The following is a 20,410-nucleotide window of genomic DNA, read 5'->3' as shown; positions in this document are numbered from 1 at the left end:
CCGCCCCGGCGCCATCGACACAGCACCACTCAGGACGTACGCCATGAAAGCCACCGACTTCATCGACAGCGACCAGCTTCGCGACGACATCCCCGCGTTCGCGCCGGGCGACGAGCTGAAGGTGCACGTTCGCGTCGTCGAGGGCAGCAAGGAGCGTGTCCAGGTGTTCCAGGGCGACGTGATCGCCCGCCAGGGTGGCGGCCTGCAGGAGACCTACACGGTCCGCAAGCTCAGCTACGGCGTCGGCGTCGAGCGCACGTTCCCGCTGCACACACCCACGGTCACCAAGATCGAGGTCGTCAAGCGGGGCGACGTCCGCCGGGCCAAGCTGTACTACCTGCGCGACCGCAAGGGCAAGGCCGCCAAGATCCGCGAGAAGCGCGAGTTCTGACACACACGGGGGCGTCACCCTCCGAGGACCCCCCGAAGACTGGCGACCTCACGTCGTTGGACTGACCGAGCCGTCGGAGCCGCTGGCATCCGCATCGGGCAGACGGCCCCACATCGAGCGCAGCGGCGCTCCGGACTGTTCCGACGAACATAAGGGGTTCTGGCATGCGCGCTCATCTGGCGCTCGGTCGCGACGGCGAAGACCTCGCCGCCGCGTGGTATCGCGCCCACGGCTTCACCGTCGTCGACCGCAACTGGCGCACGACGTTCGGTGAGATCGATCTCGTGGCCCGACGCGGCTCCACGCTGGTGGTGAGCGAGGTGAAAACACGACGTCGCGGCGACTACGGCTCACCGGCGCTCGCCGTCGGCCCCGCGAAGCAGCGTCGCCTTCGGCGGCTCGCCGCGGCGTGGCTGCGTGAGCATCCGCACCGGAGGTTCTACGACGTGCGGTTCGACGTCGTCGCCGTCACGGGCCTCGGCTCCGACGCCACCATCGACGTGTATCCCGCGGCCTTCTGACCGTTCAGCCGGCGAAGCCCCACACCAACAAGGCGATGGCGGCGACGATGCACACGGTGACGAGCACGTAGTCGAACGGTCGCGCCTTGAACTTGCGGTAGGGGTTGAATCCCACGGTGCGGGTCGCTCCTCGGGCCGGACGGTTGATGCCGGCCCCAACGGTAACGGCCGGCTCCGTCCGAACCCTGCGGCCCGTCGTTCACTACGTTGAGGCTCATGACGACCACGGCTCGCGCTGCAGTTCTGTTCGGTACCGACCGCCCGTGGGAGGTGCGCGAGATCGAGGTCCACGACCCCAAGGCCGGCGAGGTCCTCGTGCGGTGGAAGGCAGCCGGCATGTGCCACAGCGACGAGCACTTCGTCACCGGCGACATGGTGCCGAGCGACGATCTGCTCGCCATGGTCGGGGTCGAGTCGTTCTTCCCGATCATCGGCGGCCACGAGGGTGCCGGCGTGGTCGAGGCCGTGGGCCCCGGCGTGACGTCGGTCGAGGTGGGCGACCACGTGTCGGCGAGCTTCGTCCCCTCATGCGGGCGGTGCCGGTACTGCCTCACCGGCCGGGCCAACATCTGCGACGCAGGGGCCGGCACGCTGATGGGCGGGATGATCACCGACGGGACCCACCGTCACTTCGTCGACGGCCAGCCGGTCACGTTGATGGCCAAGCTCGGGACGTTCGCCGAGCTCACGTGCGTCTCGGAGATGTCGGTCATCAAGGTCGACAAGGACCTTCCCCTCGAGTGCGTGTGCCTCGTGTCGTGCGGCGTGGCCACGGGGTGGGGTTCGGCCACGAACCGCGCCGACGTGGCGCCCGGCGACACCGTGGTGGTCGTCGGCGTCGGCGGCATCGGCATGAACGCCGTGCAGGGCGCCAAGGCGGCCGGCGCGGCCCGCGTGATCGCCGTCGACCCTGTCGAGTTCAAGCGCGAGAAGGCGATGGAGTTCGGGGCCACCCACACGTTCGCCTCGATGGAGGACGCCCTGGGCGAGGTGACCGAGCTGACGCGGGGCCAGATGGCCGACAAGGTGATCCTCACGCCGAGCGTCATGTACGGCGACCTGATGGCCATGGCCCAGACCCTCACCTGCAAGGGCGGCACGATGGTGGTCACCGCGGTGGCGCCGATGAACCAGGAAGAGTCGTCGATCAACCTGTTCAACCTCGCCATGTTCAACAAGGAGGTGAAGGGCACGATCTTCGGGTCGCTGAGCCCCCGCTACGACATCCCGCGCCTCCTCGAGCTGTACCGCAGCGGTTCGCTGCTCCTTGACGAGCTCATCACTCGCCGGTACCCGCTCGACGAGATCAACACCGGCTATCAGGCGATGCGTGACGGGGAGAACCTCCGCGGCGTCATCGTGTACGACTGATTCGGTTCGGCCTGCCCCGATCGCGCGAGGTCGGCCGCCTACGCTGGCGGCCGTGAGGAAGCGCGCGGCGATGCTGCTGCTGGCTGGTGCATCAGCCGTGGTCCCGGGCGTCGCCGCGGCCCAGGTCCCTCCCGACGCGCCGCCGTCTCGCCAGCCGTTCATCGTCGTCCCCGACGGCTGCCCCATCCAGCAGCTGGCCGACGTGGTGTTCGTCGGCACGGTCACCGACCGAGACTTCCGCACCGTGCGCTTCCGCATCGACCAGATCCGCGCCGGCGACATGGGCGCCTACGCCAGCCAACTGCCCGACGGAAACTTCTACGTCGACGTGCGGTACGGCGTCGACGCGAAGTACCTCGACGACGGTGGTCAGTTCCTCGTTGGTGCGTCACGACCGGAGAACAGCACGACCGGCTACCTCGAGTCGAAGGTCGCCGAGCGGCCGGCTCCGATCGGCGACGACGAGGTGATCGGTGCTGACGAGAGCGATCTCGTCTGCCCCGAGGTGGACGACCCCAACGTCACCCTGCACACCGACGGCAGCAGCGTCGACTCGGGATTGTTCACGCCGCTGCTCGACGATCGCGGTGGCCTGCTGCGAGCGGTGCTCGTCGCCGTCGGTTCCGTCCTCGGCGGTGTGCTCGCCCTCGCAGCCGTCCGGTGGATACTCACCGGGTTCGGGCGAGGCGTCGAGTCGCTCGGCCGGCCCCGCAACCAGGCGCCGAGGCTGCCGCGATCGTGAGCGTCAGGCTCGAGCCGCGGTGGCCAACGAGCGCAGCTCGCTGACCGCGGCGCCCAGCCCGTCCGGGTGCCGGAACAGCGCGCTGCCGGCCACCAACACGTTGGCCCCCGCCGCGGCCGCGCCGGCGACGGTGTCGGCGGCGATGCCGCCGTCCACCTCGATGTGCACCTCGTCGGCACGCCCGGCCGCCTCGAGCATCGCCTGCACCTCGCGGATCTTCGGCTCCATCGTCGCGATGTAGCGCTGCCCGCCGAACCCGGGATTGACCGTCATGACGAGGACGAGGTCGACGAGGTCGAGCACGTGGGCGATCGCCGACGGTGGCGTGGCCGGATTGAGGGCGACCGCAGCCGAGGCGCCGAGCTCGGCGATGTTGCCGAGCGTGCGGTGCAGGTGGGTGGTCGCCTCGGCGTGGACGATCAGGCGGGAGCACCCGGCCTCCACGTAGTGCCGGGCCATCGCGTCGGGGGTCCAGACCATGAGATGGGCCTCGAACGGGAGGTCGGTGCGGTCGCGCGTGGAGGCGATCACGTCCGGGCCGAACGTCAGGTTGGGGACGAACTGGCCGTCCATCACGTCCCACTGGATCAGGTCGACCCCCGCCTGGGCGAGCGCCTCGACCGCATCACCGAGGCGGGAGAAATCAGCGGGCAGAACCGACGGGGCGATCATCACCGGGCGCGTCACCCACAGGACCGTAGCGTTCGGAGCACCGACCGCACCGTGCCCGTCGACCGGACGCGCGCCGAGTGAACCGCAGCCGGCCCTATCATGCGCGGATGCCGACGCTGGTCCTCTCGCCCGATCGCTTCGCCGCGGGCGGCGAAGCGATCGCCCGTGACAGCGACGGCCGGGTCGTGTTCATCCGTGGGGCGTTGCCCGGTGAGACCGTGGTCGCCGAGGTCACCCACGAGAAGCGCGACTGGGCCCGCGCCCACGTGGTGGACGTGACGACGGCGTCGCCGGATCGCGTCAGCCCACCATGCCCGTCCCGCCTCGCCGGCTGTGGCGGCTGCGGCTGGTTGCACATCAGCCACGACGCCCAGCGGGCAGCCAAGGTCGCCATCGTGACCGACGCCCTGCGGCGCATCGGCGGCATCGCCGAGCCGATTGTCGAGCTCGGGGGGACGGTGCCGTCCGAGGGGTACCGCACCACGATCCGCGTGTCGGCCGGTCCCGACGGTGTCGCCGGGTTCCGCGCCGAGCAATCGCACGACGTGATCCCGGCGCCTGCTTGTCTCGTCGCTCATCCCGCGCTGCGCGAGCTCGTCGCCGGGGTCACTCTCGATCCGCAGGTCGAGCTGACCATGCGCTACTCGGTGGCCGACGGCGTCGCCGGCGCCCGGTGGGACAAGGCCAAGGGCGCCGTACGGGGCCTGTCGCCCGACGTGCTGCGGGGCAGCAAGGCCGTCATGTACGAGGAGGTCGCCGGCCGGCGGCTGCGCGTGTCTCTCGGCTCGTTCTTCCAGTCGGGACCGCAGGCCGCCGCTCTGCTCGTCCGCACGGTGGCCAAGGCCGCCCCCGAACTGGCCGATGCCTCGGTCATCGTCGATGCTTACGCCGGGATCGGGATGTTCGCTGCGTGTCTGACGTCCGAGGACGTCCCGGTGATCGCCATCGAGACCTCACGCTCGGCCGTCGACGACGCCTACGAGAACCTCGCCGGCCGTCGCGGGGAGATCGTTCGCGGCGAGGTCGGTGGCTGGCATGCGCCGACCGACGTGGCGATCGACGTGGTCGTCGCCGATCCGGCGCGCAGCGGGCTCGGTGCGCCGGGTACCGCGGCGCTCGTCCGGACCGGGGCGCCGGTGCTGGTGTTGGTGAGCTGTGACCCGGCGTCACTCGGACGCGACGCCAAGCTGCTCGCCAAGGCCGGCTACCGCCACGAGCAGTCGACCGTCGTCGACACCTTCCCGCACACCACGCACGTCGAGACGGTCAGCCGCTTCACGCTCTGATCGCCGCCGCAGCGACGACCGCGCTAGCGGAGCGTGCGAGCAACCCGGTCGAGGAACTTCTCGCGCGCGTCGGCACCGGCTCGGTCGAGGTCGTACATCGCCAGCCACTTGGTGCGGGCCAACGGGTGGCACAGCGCGCGCAGCGATCGGGTGACCGTGCGCTTGCCGGCCTCGCCCTCCAGGGCGTTGATGCGCTTGGTGGAACCGTGGGTGGTGACGGCGGTGACGCGCCGCACGTTCTTCAAGCGGGCGTGGACCCGGTTGGCACCGGCCGGCATCTCCCAGGCCACCCCGCGCACCCAGACCCGGTCCATCCACCCCTTCAGCACGGCGGGCTGGCCGCTCCACCACGTCGGGTACACGAGTACGAGGTGTTCGCACCAGTGCAGGTCCTCGGCATACCCCTCGAGTCCCGCCGGTGCGCCCGGCTCCCGGTGCGCCTTGCGCTCGTCGGCGCTCATCGCCGGGTCGAAGCCTTCGGCGTAGAGATCGCGTAGGCGCACCTCGTGGCCTCCGTCTCGGAGCGCGGCCACAGCACGGTCGTTGACCGCGGCGAGGAACGAGTCGGGATTCGGATGGCAGTAGACGACCAGGGTCTTCACGCCCCGCTCGCCTTGATCTTGGACATCCGGTGCTCGACGCGATCGAGGAATGCCCGGCGCTCGTTGTCACCGGTGGTGTCGATGGAGTACAGGCCGAGCCACGTGGTGGCGGTCCCGCCGCCGCAGCTGAGCCGCAGGGCCCGCGTGAGGATCCGCCGACCGTTGTCGTTGACGAGCTTCACGTAGGTCCACGGCGAGCCATAGGTGCTCACCCCGACGATGCGACGCACGTGCTGCATCGCCGGGCGGACCTTGCCGCCCTCGTCGAACGTGAAGGCCACCCCTGGTACGAGCACCCGTTCCAGCCAGCCCTTCAGCACGGCGGGCAGCCCGCTCCACCACGTCGGGTACACGAACACCAGCGTGTCGGCGGCCCGGACGAGCTCGCCGTGCTCACGCACGAGCGGGTCGATGGGAGGATCGCCGGCCTGGTACGCCGCCAGGTCCTCCCGGCTCATCGCCGCGTCGAACCCGATCCCGTACAGGTCGAGCGTGGTCACCGTGTGTCCGGCGGCCTTCAGCCCGTTCGCAGCGGCCGCGGCGACCGCTGCGGTGTAGCTGTCAGCGCACGGGTGCGCGGTGACGATGAGCGCGCTCATCGGCGGCGCCCGGCGTTCGCGCTGTCGGCTGGAACAGACATCACGCGAACGGTAGCGAGCGGCCGGCTCCGGGTGAATGCGCGACGTGTGACGATCATGTGCGCGCCAATCGCGCGATGAGCCGGGCCTTCACCTGCGGCCACTCTTCGTCGGTGATCGAGAACAGGGCCGTCCGGCGCGGTCGCCCCTCCTCACCGGGGTGTGTCGACGGCCGGGAGTTGCGCAGGATCCCCTCGAAACGGGCGCCGATGCCCTCGATCGCCGTCCTGCTGCGCTCGTTGCGCTCGTCGGTGGCCAGGGCCACCCGGAACACACCCCACGTCTCGAACGCGTTGGTCAGCATCAGCAGCTTGGACTCGGTGTTGGCACCGCTGCGTTGCACGTCGGCCGCCAGCCACGTGCCGCCGATCTCCACCTCGTCCGGCTCGGGACGTCCCCGCCAGTTGCGGATGTCGAGATAACGCGTGCAGCCGATCAGCCGCCCCGACGACACGAGGCGCTGGGCGAACGGCACCGAGACGCCGGCGTCGCGCTGTTGGAGCACGCGCCGGATGTAGTCCCGCATGGCGTCCTCGCCGTCGGGGACCTCGGTGAAGCCATACGTGTCCCGGCCCACGGCCGATGCCGCGGCGAGTCCGGCGGCCAACGACGTGTCGAGCGGGATCAGCTCGATGATGGATCCGGTCAGGGGACCGGTGGTGGAAGCGAGCGTCACCCCTCGAACGGTACTGCCGCCTCCGGGCCGCCCGTGTGTGGCTTCGGTGTCCTGGAGCACCGTCCTCCCGAGTCGTCGGCCTGCGGGTTCAAGCGGTACGACTATCGGGTGCCCGTCGTCGATGATTCCCCGATCCTGCCCCCTGATCCGCCGGGGTTGGTCCTGCTTCACGACCGGGAGTACCGCGTGCGGTCGTACCTGATGGAGGTCGAGGGTGGCCGCCACCTCCTGCTCCGTGGCGCGGTCCGTGACCAGAAGCCGGCCGGGCTGTACCTCGCCGAGGACCCCGACCCGCTCACCATCCACCACATGCAGGTCGAGATGGAGGTCGCCTTCCCGTCGATGGAGATCGTCGCCGCCAACGTGCTGTTCGAATCGCATCCCCACACCGAGTGCCTGTCGATCGTCGACCACTACGGCAAGCTCGTCGGCCTGTCGATCGCCCGCGGCTTCAACAACCGGGTGCGGGAGCTGTTCGGTGGGCCGCGCGGATGCACCCACACGACGGCGCTGCTGCTGGCGATGGCGCCGGTGGCGATCCAGTCGATCTGGTCGATGTCGATGCATGACGGCATGCGCGACGGTCTCGCCGAGCCGGACGGGGCGTGGACGGTCTCGGCCGAGCAAAGAGAGATGATGCTCAGGCCGAACCTCAACTCGTGTCACGTGTGGGACGAGGAGGGGCCGATCGTCGCCGGGATCCGGGCCGGACAGGCGATCGGGGAGCCCATCACCATCACCGAGCGCCGGGAACGGTTGCGGCCGCGCCGGTCGGACACGGGGCCGGGACGCGACTGAGCCCTCGAGGCGGCTGGGCGCCACCTCGAGGGCTGGAGTCGCGTTCTCAGCGGGTCACCCCCGGAAGGGCTGGATGCCGTCGGCCGGGATGGTGCCGAGACGGCCGGCGTTGAAGTCGTCCACCGCCTGCTGCAGTTCGGCCCTGGTGTTCATCACGAAGGGGCCGTAGGCGGCCACCGGCTCGCGGATCGGCTGTCCGCCGAGCAGGAGCACGTCGAGGCGTTCTCCGGCGTCGGCGGTGAGCATCACGGTGTCACCGGCGTCGAAGACGGCGAGCTGACCGAGCGCGACCGGCGCCTGCTCGTCGCCGGCGCTGCCCCGGCCCGACAGCACGTAGGCGAGGGCGTTGAAATCGGGCCGCCAGGGGAGCTCGAGCCGACCGCCGGGCTCCACGGTCACGTGGGCCATGACGATCGGTGTGTGGGTGGACCCCGGACCGTGGTGCGTCGTGACGGCGTCGGTGACGTCGCCGGCGATCAGCCGGACGAGCGCCCCGCCGTCGGCCGAGGCCAACAGGGTGATGGCGCCGCCTTCGAGGTTCTGATACCGAGGATCGATCATCTTGTCCTTGGCCGGGAGGTTGACCCACAGCTGGATGCCGTGGAACAGCCCGCCGGACATCACCAGCTCCTCGGGCGGGGTCTCGATGTGGAGGATCCCCTTGCCGGCGGTCATCCACTGGGTGGCCCCGTTCTCGATGACGCCGCCACCGCCGTGCGAGTCCTGATGGAGGAACGTGCCCTCGATCATGTACGTGACCGTCTCGAACCCGCGGTGGGGGTGCCACGGCGTCCCCTTGGGCTCGCCGGGGGCATAGTCGATCTCGCCCATCTGGTCCATGTGGATGAACGGGTCGAGGGCGCTCAGGTCGACGCCGGCGAAGGCCCGGCGCACGGGGAATCCTTCGCCTTCGACGCCTCGCGGTGCGGTGGTGACCGAACGCACGGGTCGGGGCCGGGACCCGGGAACGGGCGCCACGGCGGGAACGGTGGTGATGTCTGCGGTGACTGCGGCCATGAGCGTCCTCCTTGCTCTGGGTCTGGCGGGGTCAAACCCTTGCTGCTGCACTTATTGTAGCAGGGAATAGTTGCGAACGCAAGCGATCGGCCGACCCGCCCTCTTCACTCGGCTCAGCTCTACCCTTGGGCTCGTGTCCGTGCCTGGTCCTGCGTCCGGCTCGGCGGCCGGGCCGCCGCTCGATCGTCGACTTGCCCGGCTCGTGGAGGAACTGGAGGAGGCCGGCCTCGGGCTCGACCCACTGAGCCGCACCGATACCTTGGCCGTCGCCGAGATCGACTACGCCCTGCGTCCGAAGGTGCACGAGCGGCGGGTGCCGAGCTACGGCGCGATCATCGAACCCGCGGGCGACCCGGCTTCCTGGAGCGTGGCCACGGCACTCGACATCGAGCGGAGACCGGTCACCGATCGGTCGGTGGGTTCCTCCCGGGCCTATGCGGACGGCGTCTCGAGCTGGTTGATCCGCCGAACGCACGGCGATGACGAGTGGGCGATCTTCGACCGCCCTGCGGGCTCGGAGCGCGACCTCGTCGTCCTCGCCGAGGCGATGCAGGGAATGGTCGTCCAGCGACACCCATCGGGGATCGTCCGGGTGGTCAACGCCGGGGGAGTGTTCCGCTGGGACGGCCGCCGGTGGCAGCACCAGCCGCTCGTGTCGGCATGGATCGACATGGTCGGTGTTTGCGAGGTGTACGGGCACCGCGACGTGCTCGAGACCCTGCTCGAGTTCGCCGTCCACGACCTCGGGGCCCGGGGTATCGGCGCCACGCTCGTCTACCACCCCGACACCAGCCTCGAGGCGAGCTTCGACCGTCGTCTCCCCACGCCGCCGCCGCTGCACGTCATGCATCCGGCCGATCTCGCTCCGTTGCGCCACGTGCTCGGGCAGGTCGACGGCGCCGCGCTGTTCGACGACGACGGCACGCTCGAGCAGATCGGCGTACGCCTCGTGCCCAGCGCCAGCGCCGAGGCCGAGGTGGAGGGCTTCCGGGGGACGCGACACACGTCCGCGCGGCGCTACAGCTTCGACGACCCGACGGCCACGGTCGTGGTGGTCAGCGAGGACGGGCCGGTCACCGTCCTGCGGGCCGGCAAGATCCTCGGCGCCTCGGCCCCGGAGTGATGCGGCGTCCCGGCGCCGCAGCCGGTGTGACGGCGGTCGGTCCTCGGAAGCGATGGTGGCGAATCGACGCCGGCATGGCAGACTATCTCCCCGCATGGTGGGCGTAGCTCAGCTCGGTTAGAGCGCCAGGTTGTGGCCCTGGAGGTCGGGGGTTCAAGTCCCCTCGCTCACCCCATTCGAATGCCGCAGGTCCGGATGTGTACGGGACGCACCATCGTCCCGTACACTTCCGGCCCGCAGCCCGGCTCCGGCCGGGAAGGCGCCTCTAGCTCAATGGCAGAGCAGCGGACTCTTAATCCGTTGGTTCTGGGTTCGACTCCCAGGGGGCGCACCACAAAACCCCAGCTCAGAGACCAGATTCTGAGGGGTTTCGGCCGAGCCGGTCACGGTCTGTCACTACGGTGTCACTACCAGCAGTCGGCGTGCCGTTCGCCGCAGATATGCGTGACGGCGGTATCGGTCACCTTTCTGGAGGGACGCGCTGCAGCCCTCCGCCGGCGTTGCTCCACGACGCTGACGGAGGGCTGCGGTGATCGCCACTGGGAAGCGGCGATCTGCGGGGCCGGCAGGACTCGAACCTGCGACTGCCGGTTTTGGAGACCGGTGCTGTTGCCTCGTGAGCCACGACCCCGTGGCGTCACCGGGCCGGGGAGGGGTGCCCGGCAACGACGATTACACAATGCCCGAACGGGGTGACAGGCCTCGCCGAGGTTTCGGTCAGGCGGCCGCCTCAGCGCCGTCAGGGGACTCCGTGATGCCGTTGGCCTTGGCGACCTCGTCGGCCACCCAGTCGATCGCCTCGGCGGCTCTGGACGCCGGTACGTCGCCGGGTAGGCCGAACGTCTCCTTGAACCGCCACTTCACCTGCTTCATCGTCTCTGCGTCGGTGATCGAGTTCATCTGCTCGAGCAGCCGGGCGGCCTGCTCGGCGGTCACCGTCTGAACGACTTCGCGGGGCCGTTCGTCGTCGGACGGCTTGACGGCCACCGACTCACCGAAGCTGCCCTCGTCGGGGGCGAGCATGTCGAGCACCTGGCCGAGCGGGTTCGCTGCGTCGAGCTTCAACCCCTTGGCGGGGAGTTGCACCTCCATCGAGCGGACCTCGGTGAACCAGGCGCTGTGATCGGGCCGCACCTCGACATGGGCGGTCACCGTCGCCGGCAGGCTCTTGTGGGCCTGCAGCGACACGACCTTGTTCTTCGTCGGCTGGCCGTTGACGACCTCGGCGACGATGTCGGCGCGCACCAGGATCACGCCGACGACGTGCGGCGCCGTCTTGAGCGGCCCGACGATGCCGCCCCACGTGTTCGCAGCGTCGTTCCAGTAGTTCATCGACACGTCGACCTCGAAGTCGGGGTCCTTGGCGAGCTCGGCCCGGTTCTTCCTCGAGCCACGGGCCCGGTGAGTCGCTCGATCCTTGAGCCCTTCCCACACCTCGGTGCCGGAGTCGATGATGACGGCGTTCAGCTTGCCGTCGGCGGGCCGCTGGCTCACGCACCACTTCACCGAGTCGGTCAGGTTCGACCACGACGAGCCCCACTCGAGCACGTCGTAGCAGCCCAGCGCCCCGTACTCGTCGGCCGAGCCTTCGCCGAGGTCGATCACCCAGCAGTGGTCGATGCGTTCGGACAGGCCAAGCTTGTAGCCGACGACGGACTTGCCGGCCTTCGGCGGGCCCGACACCATGATGAGCGGCGCCGCAGGGACCCCGGTGGGCGGTCGGACGGTCGGGGTGAATGTCATGAGGGTTCCTTTCGATGGCGGCGGGGCTTCCCTCCCCGCCGACGGGTTACTTGACGTGGTAGTGACGTCCGCGGTACCCGCCAGGGGTGACACGGAGGCCGGGGACGATCTCACCGGTCGACCGGTCGACGACGGTGCCGTCGTCGTTGATCGCGATCAGCGCCTCGAGCGACTTGCGGGCTTCGGTCTTGGCGACCTGGATCGGCGGCGGCTCGGGCTGGCGGAGGGCGTCGGGAGCGTTGTCCTTGGCCCAGGTGATGAACGCCGACTCGTCGTGGTAGGTCCACGCGTCCTGGGCCTTCGACGACGACAGCGTGCCGGTCGGCAGCTTGATCGTCGCCTTGCCGTCCTCGGCGTAGCGGGCGGCGTGCCACAGGCGCAGCACCGTCTCGATGTGGTCGCGCTCGGCCTCGAGCGGTTCGAGGTGGCCGTTGCGGGCGTCGACGAGCTTGTCGATCGCCCGCTGGTACATGTCGGCGGCTTCGGCGATGTCTTCGCCGAGCCGGTGGTACTGGTGGACGAGTTCGGCGGCCCGGTCGACGCCGATCGGACCTTCGTCGGCGTCGTTGAGCGGGTCGCCGCCCATCACCTCGTCGATGATCGAGCGGACGTCGTCGAACAGCGTCATGCCGGCATCCCGAGTTCGGCGAGCACCTGGCCTGCGTCGATCGACGCCTGGTCGGCGGTCATGCCGGCTGGCGGGAAGCCGTCACGGCGAAGCCAGTCGAGCAGGCCTTCGGCTGCGGCGCGACTGTTCTCGGGGTCGTGGTCGGTGTCGTGCATCAGCCTGATGGCGGCGTCGGGGTCCATCAGAACGCTCCAATCGTGGTGACTTCGCCGAGCCGGTCGTGTGCTTCGACGACGGCGGCCGCGGCGAGCGCCGACGTGGAGAACACCTGGCCGAGCGCGTGCGCCTGCTGGCCGAGCCGAGGCTGGTCGTAGCGGCGGGCCTCGGCCTTCCATCGGTACTCGGCGGTCTGGACGACCGTGCCGACCTGGTGGCCGTCGCGCACGACGGCGAGCACGACCCGTCCGGTCACCGACTCGTAGGCGACCTCGAGCTTCACGCCGCCGCGGCGTCGGGTGCGGACATCGGCGACGTCGATGCCGTCGAACGGTTCGACCGCTTCGTACGCGGCGTCGCGCACGAGCGTGACGAGCTCGTCGGCGACGGTGATCGGAGGGATGCAGTCGTCGGGGTCCGGCATCGTGACTCCTGGGAGGAGCACTCGGTCGAGGACTGCGGGGTCGTCGACGTCGAGGTCGATCTGGATGATCGTCATCGGGTTCCTTTCAGCGTCCGGGCTTCCCTTCCCGGAGTGGTGGTTGACCTCTATAACTGTAGCTGATTCGACGACAGAAGGCAAGGCCCCCGCAGTGGCGGTCCGTCGAAAGGAACCCGGGGGTGGAGCGGAGCTCAACACCCGGAAATCCCGGACCGGCTGCGGGGGCCTCTGGCCTGACAATCCAAATTGGGAAGTAGGACTGCTCGGCTGAGAACCACTCTACCGAGGGCTACGCCACCGATCGCGACCGCACCTTGCCGCCGTGGATTGCCTGGTGGGCCTTGGCCTCGTCGAGGGTGGGGAAGACGGCGTCGAACATCCGGTTGGCCGTGCCCATGACGACGTACTCGACTGTCGCCGCCCGCGCCGGAGGGGTGGTTGCCGGCGCGGGCGGAGCGCCGCAGCAGGAACGCGCTGGCCTGGCCATCACGCTGCCTTGGCGAAGCTCGCCGGGGTGAGGCGTGCGGTCTCGTCGGTGGCCCAACGTGCCGCGAGGCCGGCCTTGGCGATGGCGAGAGCGGCGGTCAGGGCGACGAGGGCGATGGTCTGCCAGGCCGACGTGGAGAACAGTTCGAAGCCGGCGGCGGTGGCGGCGCCGGCGAGCGTGATGACGAAGGTCCAGAATGCCCGGACGGCCATGTCGGCTGCCCAGCTGGTCGGTGTCGGGATCCACGATTCGAACGCCTGCTTGATGACGTTGAAGGCGCCGGGTATCAATGCGGCGACGAGGCCCTTCCACCATTCGGCGTCGTCGAGGACGGCGCCGGCGGCGATGACGAACACGATCGCCGCTTGGACGATCGTGGAGATGGCACGCTCAGCGGTGTCGCGGAGCCAAACGGTGAACGTCATGTCGGACCTCCTTCGGGTCGCACATCATGATACGTGAGACGCATCAGCCGTTGTGGTAGATCGCGCACGTGCCGACGTTGACGTTCGGTGACAGCCCGACGGTGTGCCGGCTGTTGATCTGGTAGTGGGGGGCGACGTTTCCGTAGCCGGACACCAGGTTCGTTTCGGGCGCCCACAGGCACAGGCCGCGGTAGCTGCCGGCGATCAACAGGTCGGCCCACGAGTTCGGCAGCGTGAACGTCTCGATCGTGTTGCGGGCGGCGTTCTGGCGGTGGCCGCCGGCGATCGCGGTGTCGAAGGTGCCGTCGCCGGCGTGCAGCTGCTTATGCAGGTAGATGCCGGTCAACGATTCGCCGGCGGCGCCGGCGACGCGTCGGTAGAAGAACGTCTGGAACAGGGTGACGTCGACCGAGTAGCCGATCACCGACGGGGAGAGCAGCGCGGCGAACTGGTTGCCGTAGCCGTAGACGCCGTAGTTCATGCCGGCCGGGCTGTATCCCTGGAAGATGTCGTCAGCGTCGTTGCGCCACACGCCATTGCGCCACGTGTTCGACGTGGTCGCGTGGATCATCAGCGGGTTGGCCCGCTTGATCCGTGAGGGCGAGTCCTCCCAGCCTGAGACGCCGGAGTCGTTCTCGGCACGCACCCAGCAGAAGTACGCGGCGTTGGCGGCGTACTGGCCCGCCGTGCCAACGGCGAGCGACGTCGAGCTCGTTGTCGTCTCGCCGATCAGCACGCCGTCGCTGGCTCGATAGACCCGGACGCGGTAGAGCTCGGCGTTGGTGACCGCGTTCCACGACGCGACAAACCGGCCGGACGTGAACCGGCCGTTCACTCCGGTCGGCACGGTGGGTGGAGCGACCGCGGGTTGTGTCGCCGTGGTGATGTCCGAGACCGAGGCCCGTCCCGTGGCTGCGAACGAGCAGGTGAATCGGTACACGATGCCGGGGGTGGCGCCCGACGCGCCGATCGTCATGGAGTAGGCGTTCGTCTGGCCCGATCTCGGGTTGACGGTCGATACGACACCGGCTGGCTGTGTCCCGTTCGAGTGCCGTAGGAACGACACGGCACTCGACGTCACCTGGTAGTAGCCAGGCTGTGCTCGGCTCGGTCCGACGTTCGGCCGCGACACCGTGACGTTGTACCGGTAGACGAAGTTCACCCACGACCCGCCCGTCACGGCGATGTACGGCTTCTGCATCCCGGTGACGAGAGCGAACGTCGCTGACCACGGCGAGACCCCTGATGGGTTCTTCGCCCGGACCCGCCACTCGTGGAGCGTCTGGCCCCACATGCCGGTCATGGCGCGCATGTTCGCTGTCGTGTCGGCCTCGATCGGCGTCCACGCGCTCACGCCGCTGCCAGCGTTGTAGCGGTACTCGAGGTCGTAGGTCTCGGCGAACTGCGGCGCGGACCAGTGAATGTCGATCTCGTAGCGGTCCGCGGTGGCGTTGTAGGTGAGGCCGGCCGCGGAGATGGCCGGGGAGCCGACGTGCTCCTTGGTCGGTCCGGTTGTGAACGACACGATGTTGGACCACGGGCCGGTCCCGGCGAACGTCGTGGCCCGGATACGGAACTGGTAGCTCATCCGGCCCGTCAGCAACCAGCCGGCGGACGGCGGCGGATCAGTGGACGCGAAGAACAACATCCAGTCGCCGAGCGCGCCACCTTCGGGCCCGTAGCGGTACTCGACTCGATAGATCGGCGAGTATGGCAACGTGTCCCACGTCAGCGTGGTGACGTACCGGTCGGGGCCGGCCGAGTAGACAGGGGTCACCGTGAATCCGGTGACTTGCGGGGTCGGTTCGGGCCACTGCCGTTCCAGCGCGCCGTTGACGACGCGGTGCACGGCGTTGAGCATCACCCAGTCCTCGGCGACCGGATCCCAGGTGTACGGGTCGACGGGCACCCAGGCGCCGTCGCCGGATCTGTCGAGGATCACGACGGGCCTCCTACGTGGTTGGCTGGAACCAGGTCAGCCCTTCGACGGGGTCTGGCGGCGGCGTCGTGCCGCGGTAGATCGTCTCTCGGGCGAGGACGCGGCGGTCCCGGATCTGTGCGTTGCCGACCGCCGGTAGCCCGGACGGGACGGTGATCTCGGCGAGCAGGATCGCCGTGGGCGGCAGCGCGGGCGGTGCCGGGGTCGCGGATGCGACGCCTGGGATGACGCGGGGCCGCACGATCGGGTCGACGCCGGGGTCGGTTCCTCCGGCTTGGATGTCGAACACCTGAACCACGACCGAGTCGATGCGGCTGTTCGTGGCCGGTGGCAGCGTGACGGGCAGGTTGATCTTGGCGTGGTTGGCCGCGAAGTAGGAGCCCTGGTTGGGTTCGTCGTCGCCGGCGATGACGACACCGCCCGCGGCGAGGTCGACCGAGTAGTTCGCGCCTTCTTCGCGCTGCGTCACTCGGCACGGCGTCTGCCAGAGTTTGGTCCAGACGACGCCTTCCTCGCCGAACGCGGCGACGAGCCAGCGATCCAGCCGGGCCGGGTAGTCCTCGTTCTGCAGCCACAGCGCGAGGTCGAACGCCACGTCAGACTCCGAGCCGGGCGATGAACGTGCAGCCGTCCTCGATGGTGCGACGGCCGTACTGGCCGTCGACGGTCGCTTGGTACAGATCGCTCGTCCACGTCTTCATTCGTTCCTGGAGCCAGCGGACCGCCTGCCGTGTCGCCGGTCCGTAGACACCGTCGACGGTGGCGTCGTACCAGCCGGGCTCGTAGCTCTTGAGCCAGGTCTGCAGCTGCTCCACGGCGTCACCGCGCGACCCTTCCGACAGCGTCGACGCCGGCAACGGGCACGCGCGGGCGGTGGCGACGATCTGGTTGGGCTGCAGCGGCGTGTCGACGGTGGCGTCGTTGGCGTCGAGCACCTCGTCGAGCGGCACACCGACGCCGCGGGCGACGGCCCACCAGCCTTCGCCGGCGAGCACCTTGAACGAGCGACCGGGTACGGCGAGCGTCTGACCGGCGAAGATCGTGGCCCGCGTGTTCGTCCGATTGACGACGACGAGTTCGCCCATGTCGACGCCGAGCTTCCGGGAGATACCCCACCACGAGTCACCTGACACCACCGTGTACACGGCGACACCGGCTCCCGGCGCCGGCGCCGGCGGGGGCGCCGTGGGAGGCGGGCTTGTCTGCCGGTGGGTCGCGAGGTAGCTCGACGTCGTCCAACCGGACGCGCCGGTCGAGTTGCGGGCCAGCACGCGGACGCGCGCCTCGGTGTTGTTGGCAACGGCAACGTCGGCCGACAGAACGTCGCCCTGCGTGGTGCCGGCGTCGACCCACTGGCCCGACTTCGCCTTCGTCTCGACCTGCAGGAAGTACTCGAACACGTCGCTCGTGCCCGGGTCGTCGGGCGCCGACCATGACGCCGTCACCGTGCCGGAGCGCGGCTTGCTCAGCTGCGCAGTGCGGGGAGGGTTCGGGACGCGGCCTGGTGCCGGTCCCGGGGCGGGGCCGGGGTCGGGATCGCCGAGCCCAATGACGAGACGACGGAACTCGTCGTCGTCCCACGTCCACGCGGGCGGCGCGCTGGTGCCGCCGAGCGACGGCATCGACGGTGTCGGCCCTGCGGGGTCGATCTTGCGGCCGGGACAGCTGGGCTCGCAGTAGCCGGCGTGTCCGTAGACGTCGCGGGCGGGATCGAGCCCGAGCTTGCGGCACAGCAGCCGCACGAGGCGCAGGTAGTTGCGCAGCTGCACCTCTGGCCAGACCCCACCGATGCCGTCGTTGTGGGCCTCGATCGAGACCATGTAGAGGTTGCCCTGGTTGAGCGGGATCGTGCCGCGCGAGCAGTGCAGCGGGCCGCCCTTGCCTTGGGTGTTCGTCGCTCCGGCAGCGATCACCCTGATGTGGCCATTGGCGTAGAGGTGGATCGCGCCGATCGGCGCGTCGTTGGCATTGACGGCGTGGGACACCTGGCCGGCCGCAGAACCGCCGCCGGCGGTGTGGTGGGTGCCGATCGCCAGCACACGCTCGTAGCCGCCGGTTGAGCGGTGCCGGGTCATCCAGCCGGGCTCGAACGAGAACTCGTCGTCGTCGAACTCTTCGGCAAGCCAGTCGTCGAGGTCGAGCAGGTAGACCGCGCCCATCAGCTGTCACCGCCTTCCGGGTGCATCTCGGCGACGAGCGCCTTCATCGCGGCCTTCTGTTCGGCGGGGTCGTCGAGCGCGTTGATCTGGTCGAACCGGGCCTGCAGCGCGCTGACGGCGTCGACGTCGATGTCGTCGAGCGTCGGGTCGCCGTCGGCGAACGAGTCGCCAACATCGCCGAACTCACTGTCCTCCTGATCCATCAACGACCTCCGTAGACATGATGATGTGCAATAAGCATACGTCTGGAGAGACGCCTGCTACGGGGACCAACCCGGTTCAGGGGAGGGCCCAGGCTCCGTGGACGAAGGTGAATCCGTTATTGGGCAGCGTCCCAGCGAAGTTGACCAACTGAATGACGCCAGCCGCCGTCACCTCGAGACGGGTGGGGTCGGCGCTCGTCGAGTTCGTCACCCCAACCGTGCCGACCGGTCGGAATTCGGCCGGTACGGTGCCGACGGTGATGAACGTGCCCGACACCGCGGCGCCTTCGCGGTAGGCGAGCCCGTTCATCACGCAGAGCGAGCCGACGCGTGTGACACGGGCCGACACGTAACTCCCGCCATAGTTACGCCAACCGGCAGCGAAAGTGATCGCTTCGGAGGCTTGGGGGACACCGCCGCGTTGCCGTTCGAGCTCGTGGAGGCGGCTGTCGAAGCCTTTGAGAATCTCTGCCCACTCGTCGGCACGGTCGAGGCGCATCAGCCCGCTCCTGGCTCGGCTCGTAGGCCGAGCGTGACGACCTCGCCGCCGTCGACGTCGACCTTGTACTGGATCTGCTCAACGCGGCACGGGCCGCCGAAGTTGAGCCGGCCGCGCATCACTTGCAACGTGACGATGTCGCCGAGCTCGAGCAGCAGTTCGTCCCATTTGCCCGGAGCGATCGTCGCTTCGAACCACGACCGTGGGTTCGACCGCCTCTCCAGTTCGCCTTCTGCGTGCTCTTGGACGGTTTCCTGCAGCTTCACCGAGTTCGAGGAGCCCTCCCATTCCCAACGGCCGCGCGGATCGGGCAGCGCGTCGACCGTGACGGGCACGGTGTGGTCGGGGTCGCCGTAGAACGTGACGACGTTGCGGAACTCGCTGGCCGTCGATCGACGGCGAAGCCTGGCGACGTTGGCTCGGTAGGCGAGCACCTTCGTCGTCAGCTGCTCGCGACGCGGATTCCAAATCCACAGGCCGAGGTTGTTGTCGATGTGCCAGTCGAAGCCGTTGATGACTTCGGACAGCTGGTCGATGCGTTCGCCAATCAGGTCGCCGGTCTCGTAGGTTCGGTCGCGCGTGATGCCGCCGTCGCCGTTCGACGCCATCAGGATGCCGAGATCGCCCGAGTCGTAGCTTTGGGTCCAGGCGATCAGGGTGGACACGATGACGCCCTGAGACATGCCCGTGAAGGTGATGTTGTTGTGCAGCTGCCGCGAGCGGAGCAGCTGCCGGTAGTCGACGGCGGTGACGGCCAGCTTGTATGTGTCGTCCAGGTCGTCGTCGGCGGTCACGATTCGGCGTCGCGCCTTGCGGACTCGGTTGCGGTAGGCGACGACGTCGGTTTGAAGCTCGACGATCTTGGTCGCCTCGATCGAGTCGCCGGGCATCGAGAACGTCACCTTCGACGTGCCGGTGATGTTCTCGGTGACGATCAGATTGGACCACTGCGGCAGGGGTGTCACTTCGCCGCTGGTGCCGAGGATCCGCAGCACCCAGTGTGGCGGCAACGTCTGGTCAGCCATCCTCGGTCACCACGTGTCGGACCACTCGAGCACCGCGAGCGCGTCGGTAGCGAACGTGTCGGCTTCGAGCCGGACTGCCGAGGTGCCGGGAGGGATCCGCCACCAGTTCGACGTCGTCTGAGCGAGGTCGACGTACTGGGCCGCGGAGGTCAGAGGGTTGCCGTCGAACGTGACCGACTGGCCCTGGGAGCGGAGCTCCACCATCTGCTGGGAGATGAGGCTGAGACCGCCGCCACCGCCCAGGTCGACGACCCCGACGCCGGTGCAGATGAGCCGCGGCGACGTCATTGCGCCGTAGAGGCGCGCCACCCAGTGGGCGTCTTCGTAGCCCTCGTTGACCACCGACTGCGAGCCCGACGGGAACGCGAACGGGTACACCCGGTCATGGACAAGGTCGTACACGCGGCCGTCGACGTCGAGCACACCGGGCCGCAACGTCACGGTGCGGGGCTCGCGCGAGGTGATGAGCCCGTCGGGGCACGACCACGAGACCGTCATCCGGTTGTAGGCGGGGTTGGAGATCGGGATGCCGTGCTGATGGCCGCGAAGGGTCATCTGCCGTAGCCGCGGGTCGTTGTGCTCTTCGATCAGCAGTGTCGGCCGGCGCCGCTGCGACGTGAACGCTGAGAGCCGGTCGCGCAGTACCGAGCACGCCGCCACCGACCCTTTGAGGCCTACGGTCATGTTGACGGTGCGGGCACCGGAGTAGAACGTCGTGTCGAGTTGGCCGTCGTCGAATGTGCGGTTCTCCGCGACGACGCGCGGCGTGCGGTAGCCGAGGTCGTACTGCTCGATGACGTAGCCGTTGTCGCACGTCAACTCGAGGGTGCCGAGCCGCGGGTCGACCAGCGCGAACTGCTGAGTCAT

The 20,410-nt window shown here is 69.1% G+C and carries 24 protein-coding genes and 3 tRNA genes; 9 read left to right on the top strand and 18 right to left on the bottom strand.

Annotation, left to right across the window (positions count from 1 at the left end; translation table 11 throughout):
- The first annotated feature begins 43 nt into the window (after positions 1-43).
- The 4 genes from rplS to DN771_RS05930 all read left to right on the top strand — a co-directional run bounded on the left by rplS (position 44) and on the right by DN771_RS05930 (position 3,025).
- On the top strand, positions 44-391 hold the full coding sequence (gene rplS, locus DN771_RS05945; RefSeq protein ID WP_116996428.1) for a 50S ribosomal protein L19: 348 nt from the start codon (positions 44-46) through the stop codon (positions 389-391).
- Positions 392-555: 164 nt separating this feature from the next.
- Entirely contained in the window at positions 556-912 is a 357-nt protein-coding gene (locus DN771_RS05940; RefSeq protein WP_116996427.1) for a YraN family protein, read from the top strand.
- Between the two features lie 216 nt (positions 913-1,128).
- Positions 1,129-2,283 (top strand): NDMA-dependent alcohol dehydrogenase, encoded by a 1,155-nt coding sequence (locus DN771_RS05935; protein WP_116996426.1) that lies wholly within the window; start codon positions 1,129-1,131, stop codon positions 2,281-2,283.
- 52 nt (positions 2,284-2,335) lie between these two features.
- Positions 2,336-3,025 carry a hypothetical protein gene (locus DN771_RS05930; protein ID WP_116996425.1) on the top strand — a complete coding sequence of 230 codons (690 nt, stop codon included), beginning with the start codon at positions 2,336-2,338 and terminating at the stop codon, positions 3,023-3,025.
- Between the two features lie 3 nt (positions 3,026-3,028).
- Here the strand turns inward: DN771_RS05930 and rpe are convergent, their stop codons facing one another.
- Entirely contained in the window at positions 3,029-3,697 is a 669-nt protein-coding gene (rpe, locus tag DN771_RS05925) for a ribulose-phosphate 3-epimerase (protein WP_116996424.1), read from the bottom strand.
- Between the two features lie 107 nt (positions 3,698-3,804).
- Between rpe and DN771_RS05920 the strand changes: the two genes are divergently transcribed.
- Positions 3,805-4,983 carry a class I SAM-dependent RNA methyltransferase gene (locus tag DN771_RS05920; RefSeq protein WP_162941594.1) on the top strand — a complete coding sequence of 393 codons (1,179 nt, stop codon included), beginning with the start codon at positions 3,805-3,807 and terminating at the stop codon, positions 4,981-4,983.
- 23 nt (positions 4,984-5,006) lie between these two features.
- On the opposite strand, the gene DN771_RS05915 is transcribed toward DN771_RS05920, so the two are convergent.
- From DN771_RS05915 to DN771_RS05905, 3 genes are all read right to left on the bottom strand, one after another.
- Positions 5,007-5,585, bottom strand: coding sequence for an NAD(P)H-dependent oxidoreductase (locus tag DN771_RS05915; RefSeq protein WP_116996422.1), 579 nt, complete (start codon positions 5,583-5,585; stop codon positions 5,007-5,009).
- On the bottom strand, positions 5,582-6,184 hold the full coding sequence (locus DN771_RS05910) for an NAD(P)H-dependent oxidoreductase (protein WP_116996421.1): 603 nt from the start codon (positions 6,182-6,184) through the stop codon (positions 5,582-5,584). The genes DN771_RS05915 and DN771_RS05910 overlap by 4 nt, the downstream gene beginning before the upstream one ends.
- A 94-nt stretch (positions 6,185-6,278) precedes the next feature.
- A complete protein-coding gene (locus DN771_RS05905) occupies positions 6,279-6,899 on the bottom strand; it encodes a GNAT family N-acetyltransferase (RefSeq protein ID WP_116996420.1) in 621 nt (206 codons plus the stop codon).
- Positions 6,900-7,007: 108 nt separating this feature from the next.
- Here DN771_RS05905 and DN771_RS05900 point away from each other — a divergent pair, with 108 nt between their 5' ends.
- A complete protein-coding gene (locus DN771_RS05900; RefSeq protein ID WP_162941593.1) occupies positions 7,008-7,697 on the top strand; it encodes a DUF2889 domain-containing protein in 690 nt (229 codons plus the stop codon).
- Positions 7,698-7,751: 54 nt separating this feature from the next.
- Here DN771_RS05900 and DN771_RS05895 read toward each other — a convergent pair whose 3' ends face one another.
- Complete coding sequence (locus DN771_RS05895) at positions 7,752-8,714, bottom strand: pirin family protein (protein WP_116996418.1); 963 nt, start codon at positions 8,712-8,714, stop codon at positions 7,752-7,754.
- A gap of 133 nt (positions 8,715-8,847) precedes the next feature.
- Here DN771_RS05895 and DN771_RS05890 point away from each other — a divergent pair, with 133 nt between their 5' ends.
- The 3 genes from DN771_RS05890 (at position 8,848) to DN771_RS05880 (ending at position 10,171) form a co-directional block, all read left to right on the top strand.
- On the top strand, positions 8,848-9,837 hold the full coding sequence (locus tag DN771_RS05890; RefSeq protein WP_162941592.1) for a diadenylate cyclase: 990 nt from the start codon (positions 8,848-8,850) through the stop codon (positions 9,835-9,837).
- Between the two features lie 97 nt (positions 9,838-9,934).
- Positions 9,935-10,012 (top strand) — tRNA-His (locus DN771_RS05885).
- Between the two features lie 84 nt (positions 10,013-10,096).
- Positions 10,097-10,171: transfer RNA gene (locus DN771_RS05880), tRNA-Lys, on the top strand.
- 223 nt (positions 10,172-10,394) lie between these two features.
- On the opposite strand, the gene DN771_RS05875 is transcribed toward DN771_RS05880, so the two are convergent.
- From DN771_RS05875 to DN771_RS05815, 13 genes are all read right to left on the bottom strand, one after another.
- Positions 10,395-10,468: transfer RNA gene (locus DN771_RS05875), tRNA-Trp, on the bottom strand.
- 86 nt (positions 10,469-10,554) lie between these two features.
- Positions 10,555-11,580, bottom strand: a complete 1,026-nt coding sequence (locus tag DN771_RS05870; protein ID WP_116996416.1) for a hypothetical protein — start codon at positions 11,578-11,580, stop codon at positions 10,555-10,557.
- A gap of 46 nt (positions 11,581-11,626) precedes the next feature.
- The gene (locus tag DN771_RS05865; RefSeq protein ID WP_116996415.1) at positions 11,627-12,208 is read right to left on the bottom strand and encodes a host-nuclease inhibitor Gam family protein; all 582 of its coding nucleotides are present in this window, start codon (positions 12,206-12,208) and stop codon (positions 11,627-11,629) included.
- Positions 12,205-12,390: a hypothetical protein gene (locus DN771_RS05860; protein WP_116996414.1), complete on the bottom strand. Its 186-nt coding sequence runs from the start codon at positions 12,388-12,390 to the stop codon at positions 12,205-12,207. Before DN771_RS05860 ends, DN771_RS05865 begins: the two co-directional genes overlap by 4 nt.
- On the bottom strand, positions 12,390-12,863 hold the full coding sequence (locus DN771_RS05855) for a hypothetical protein (RefSeq protein WP_116996413.1): 474 nt from the start codon (positions 12,861-12,863) through the stop codon (positions 12,390-12,392). Before DN771_RS05855 ends, DN771_RS05860 begins: the two co-directional genes overlap by 1 nt.
- A 429-nt stretch (positions 12,864-13,292) precedes the next feature.
- Positions 13,293-13,718: a hypothetical protein gene (locus DN771_RS05850; protein ID WP_116996412.1), complete on the bottom strand. Its 426-nt coding sequence runs from the start codon at positions 13,716-13,718 to the stop codon at positions 13,293-13,295.
- A gap of 43 nt (positions 13,719-13,761) precedes the next feature.
- Positions 13,762-15,660 carry a phage tail protein gene (locus DN771_RS05845; protein ID WP_116996411.1) on the bottom strand — a complete coding sequence of 633 codons (1,899 nt, stop codon included), beginning with the start codon at positions 15,658-15,660 and terminating at the stop codon, positions 13,762-13,764.
- A 10-nt stretch (positions 15,661-15,670) separates the two neighbouring features.
- The gene (locus DN771_RS05840) at positions 15,671-16,252 is read right to left on the bottom strand and encodes a hypothetical protein (protein ID WP_116996410.1); all 582 of its coding nucleotides are present in this window, start codon (positions 16,250-16,252) and stop codon (positions 15,671-15,673) included.
- Between the two features lies 1 nt (position 16,253).
- Positions 16,254-17,816, bottom strand: a complete 1,563-nt coding sequence (locus DN771_RS05835; protein ID WP_116996409.1) for a LysM peptidoglycan-binding domain-containing protein — start codon at positions 17,814-17,816, stop codon at positions 16,254-16,256.
- A complete protein-coding gene (locus DN771_RS05830) occupies positions 17,816-18,019 on the bottom strand; it encodes a hypothetical protein (protein ID WP_116996408.1) in 204 nt (67 codons plus the stop codon). The genes DN771_RS05835 and DN771_RS05830 overlap by 1 nt, the downstream gene beginning before the upstream one ends.
- A 76-nt stretch (positions 18,020-18,095) precedes the next feature.
- A complete protein-coding gene (locus DN771_RS05825; RefSeq protein ID WP_116996407.1) occupies positions 18,096-18,518 on the bottom strand; it encodes a hypothetical protein in 423 nt (140 codons plus the stop codon).
- Positions 18,518-19,543 carry a hypothetical protein gene (locus tag DN771_RS05820; RefSeq protein ID WP_116996406.1) on the bottom strand — a complete coding sequence of 342 codons (1,026 nt, stop codon included), beginning with the start codon at positions 19,541-19,543 and terminating at the stop codon, positions 18,518-18,520. Before DN771_RS05820 ends, DN771_RS05825 begins: the two co-directional genes overlap by 1 nt.
- Positions 19,544-19,549: 6 nt before the next feature.
- Positions 19,550-20,410 (bottom strand): hypothetical protein, encoded by an 861-nt coding sequence (locus tag DN771_RS05815; RefSeq protein WP_116996405.1) that lies wholly within the window; start codon positions 20,408-20,410, stop codon positions 19,550-19,552.

Origin of the sequence: Desertimonas flava (assembly GCF_003426815.1) — a bacterium.
GTDB classification, from domain to species: Bacteria; Actinomycetota; Acidimicrobiia; order Acidimicrobiales; family Ilumatobacteraceae; genus Desertimonas; species Desertimonas flava.
The sequence above is the reverse complement of the archived record's forward strand: the minus strand, read 5'-3'. Positions and strand labels throughout refer to the sequence as shown.

Bases quoted from the DNA above. Each gene is read 5' to 3' on its own strand.
- DN771_RS05935 (WP_116996426.1), top strand. From the start codon at position 1,129: ATGACGACCACGGCTCGCGCTGCAGTTCTGTTCGGTACCGACCGCCCG.
- DN771_RS05860 (WP_116996414.1), bottom strand. From the start codon at position 12,390: ATGGACCCCGACGCCGCCATCAGGCTGATGCACGACACCGACCACGAC.
- DN771_RS05850 (WP_116996412.1), bottom strand. From the start codon at position 13,718: ATGACGTTCACCGTTTGGCTCCGCGACACCGCTGAGCGTGCCATCTCC.
- DN771_RS05815 (WP_116996405.1), bottom strand. From the start codon at position 20,410: ATGACTCAGCAGTTCGCGCTGGTCGACCCGCGGCTCGGCACCCTCGAG.
- DN771_RS05855 (WP_116996413.1), bottom strand. From the start codon at position 12,863: ATGACGATCATCCAGATCGACCTCGACGTCGACGACCCCGCAGTCCTC.
- DN771_RS05865 (WP_116996415.1), bottom strand. From the start codon at position 12,208: ATGACGCTGTTCGACGACGTCCGCTCGATCATCGACGAGGTGATGGGC.
- DN771_RS05940 (WP_116996427.1), top strand. From the start codon at position 556: ATGCGCGCTCATCTGGCGCTCGGTCGCGACGGCGAAGACCTCGCCGCC.
- rpe (WP_116996424.1), bottom strand. From the start codon at position 3,697: ATGATCGCCCCGTCGGTTCTGCCCGCTGATTTCTCCCGCCTCGGTGAT.
- DN771_RS05910 (WP_116996421.1), bottom strand. From the start codon at position 6,184: ATGAGCGCGCTCATCGTCACCGCGCACCCGTGCGCTGACAGCTACACC.
- DN771_RS05820 (WP_116996406.1), bottom strand. From the start codon at position 19,543: ATGGCTGACCAGACGTTGCCGCCACACTGGGTGCTGCGGATCCTCGGC.
- DN771_RS05835 (WP_116996409.1), bottom strand. From the start codon at position 17,816: ATGGGCGCGGTCTACCTGCTCGACCTCGACGACTGGCTTGCCGAAGAG.
- DN771_RS05895 (WP_116996418.1), bottom strand. From the start codon at position 8,714: ATGGCCGCAGTCACCGCAGACATCACCACCGTTCCCGCCGTGGCGCCC.
- DN771_RS05920 (WP_162941594.1), top strand. From the start codon at position 3,805: ATGCCGACGCTGGTCCTCTCGCCCGATCGCTTCGCCGCGGGCGGCGAA.
- DN771_RS05825 (WP_116996407.1), bottom strand. From the start codon at position 18,518: ATGCGCCTCGACCGTGCCGACGAGTGGGCAGAGATTCTCAAAGGCTTC.
- DN771_RS05870 (WP_116996416.1), bottom strand. From the start codon at position 11,580: ATGACATTCACCCCGACCGTCCGACCGCCCACCGGGGTCCCTGCGGCG.
- DN771_RS05830 (WP_116996408.1), bottom strand. From the start codon at position 18,019: ATGGATCAGGAGGACAGTGAGTTCGGCGATGTTGGCGACTCGTTCGCC.
- rplS (WP_116996428.1), top strand. From the start codon at position 44: ATGAAAGCCACCGACTTCATCGACAGCGACCAGCTTCGCGACGACATC.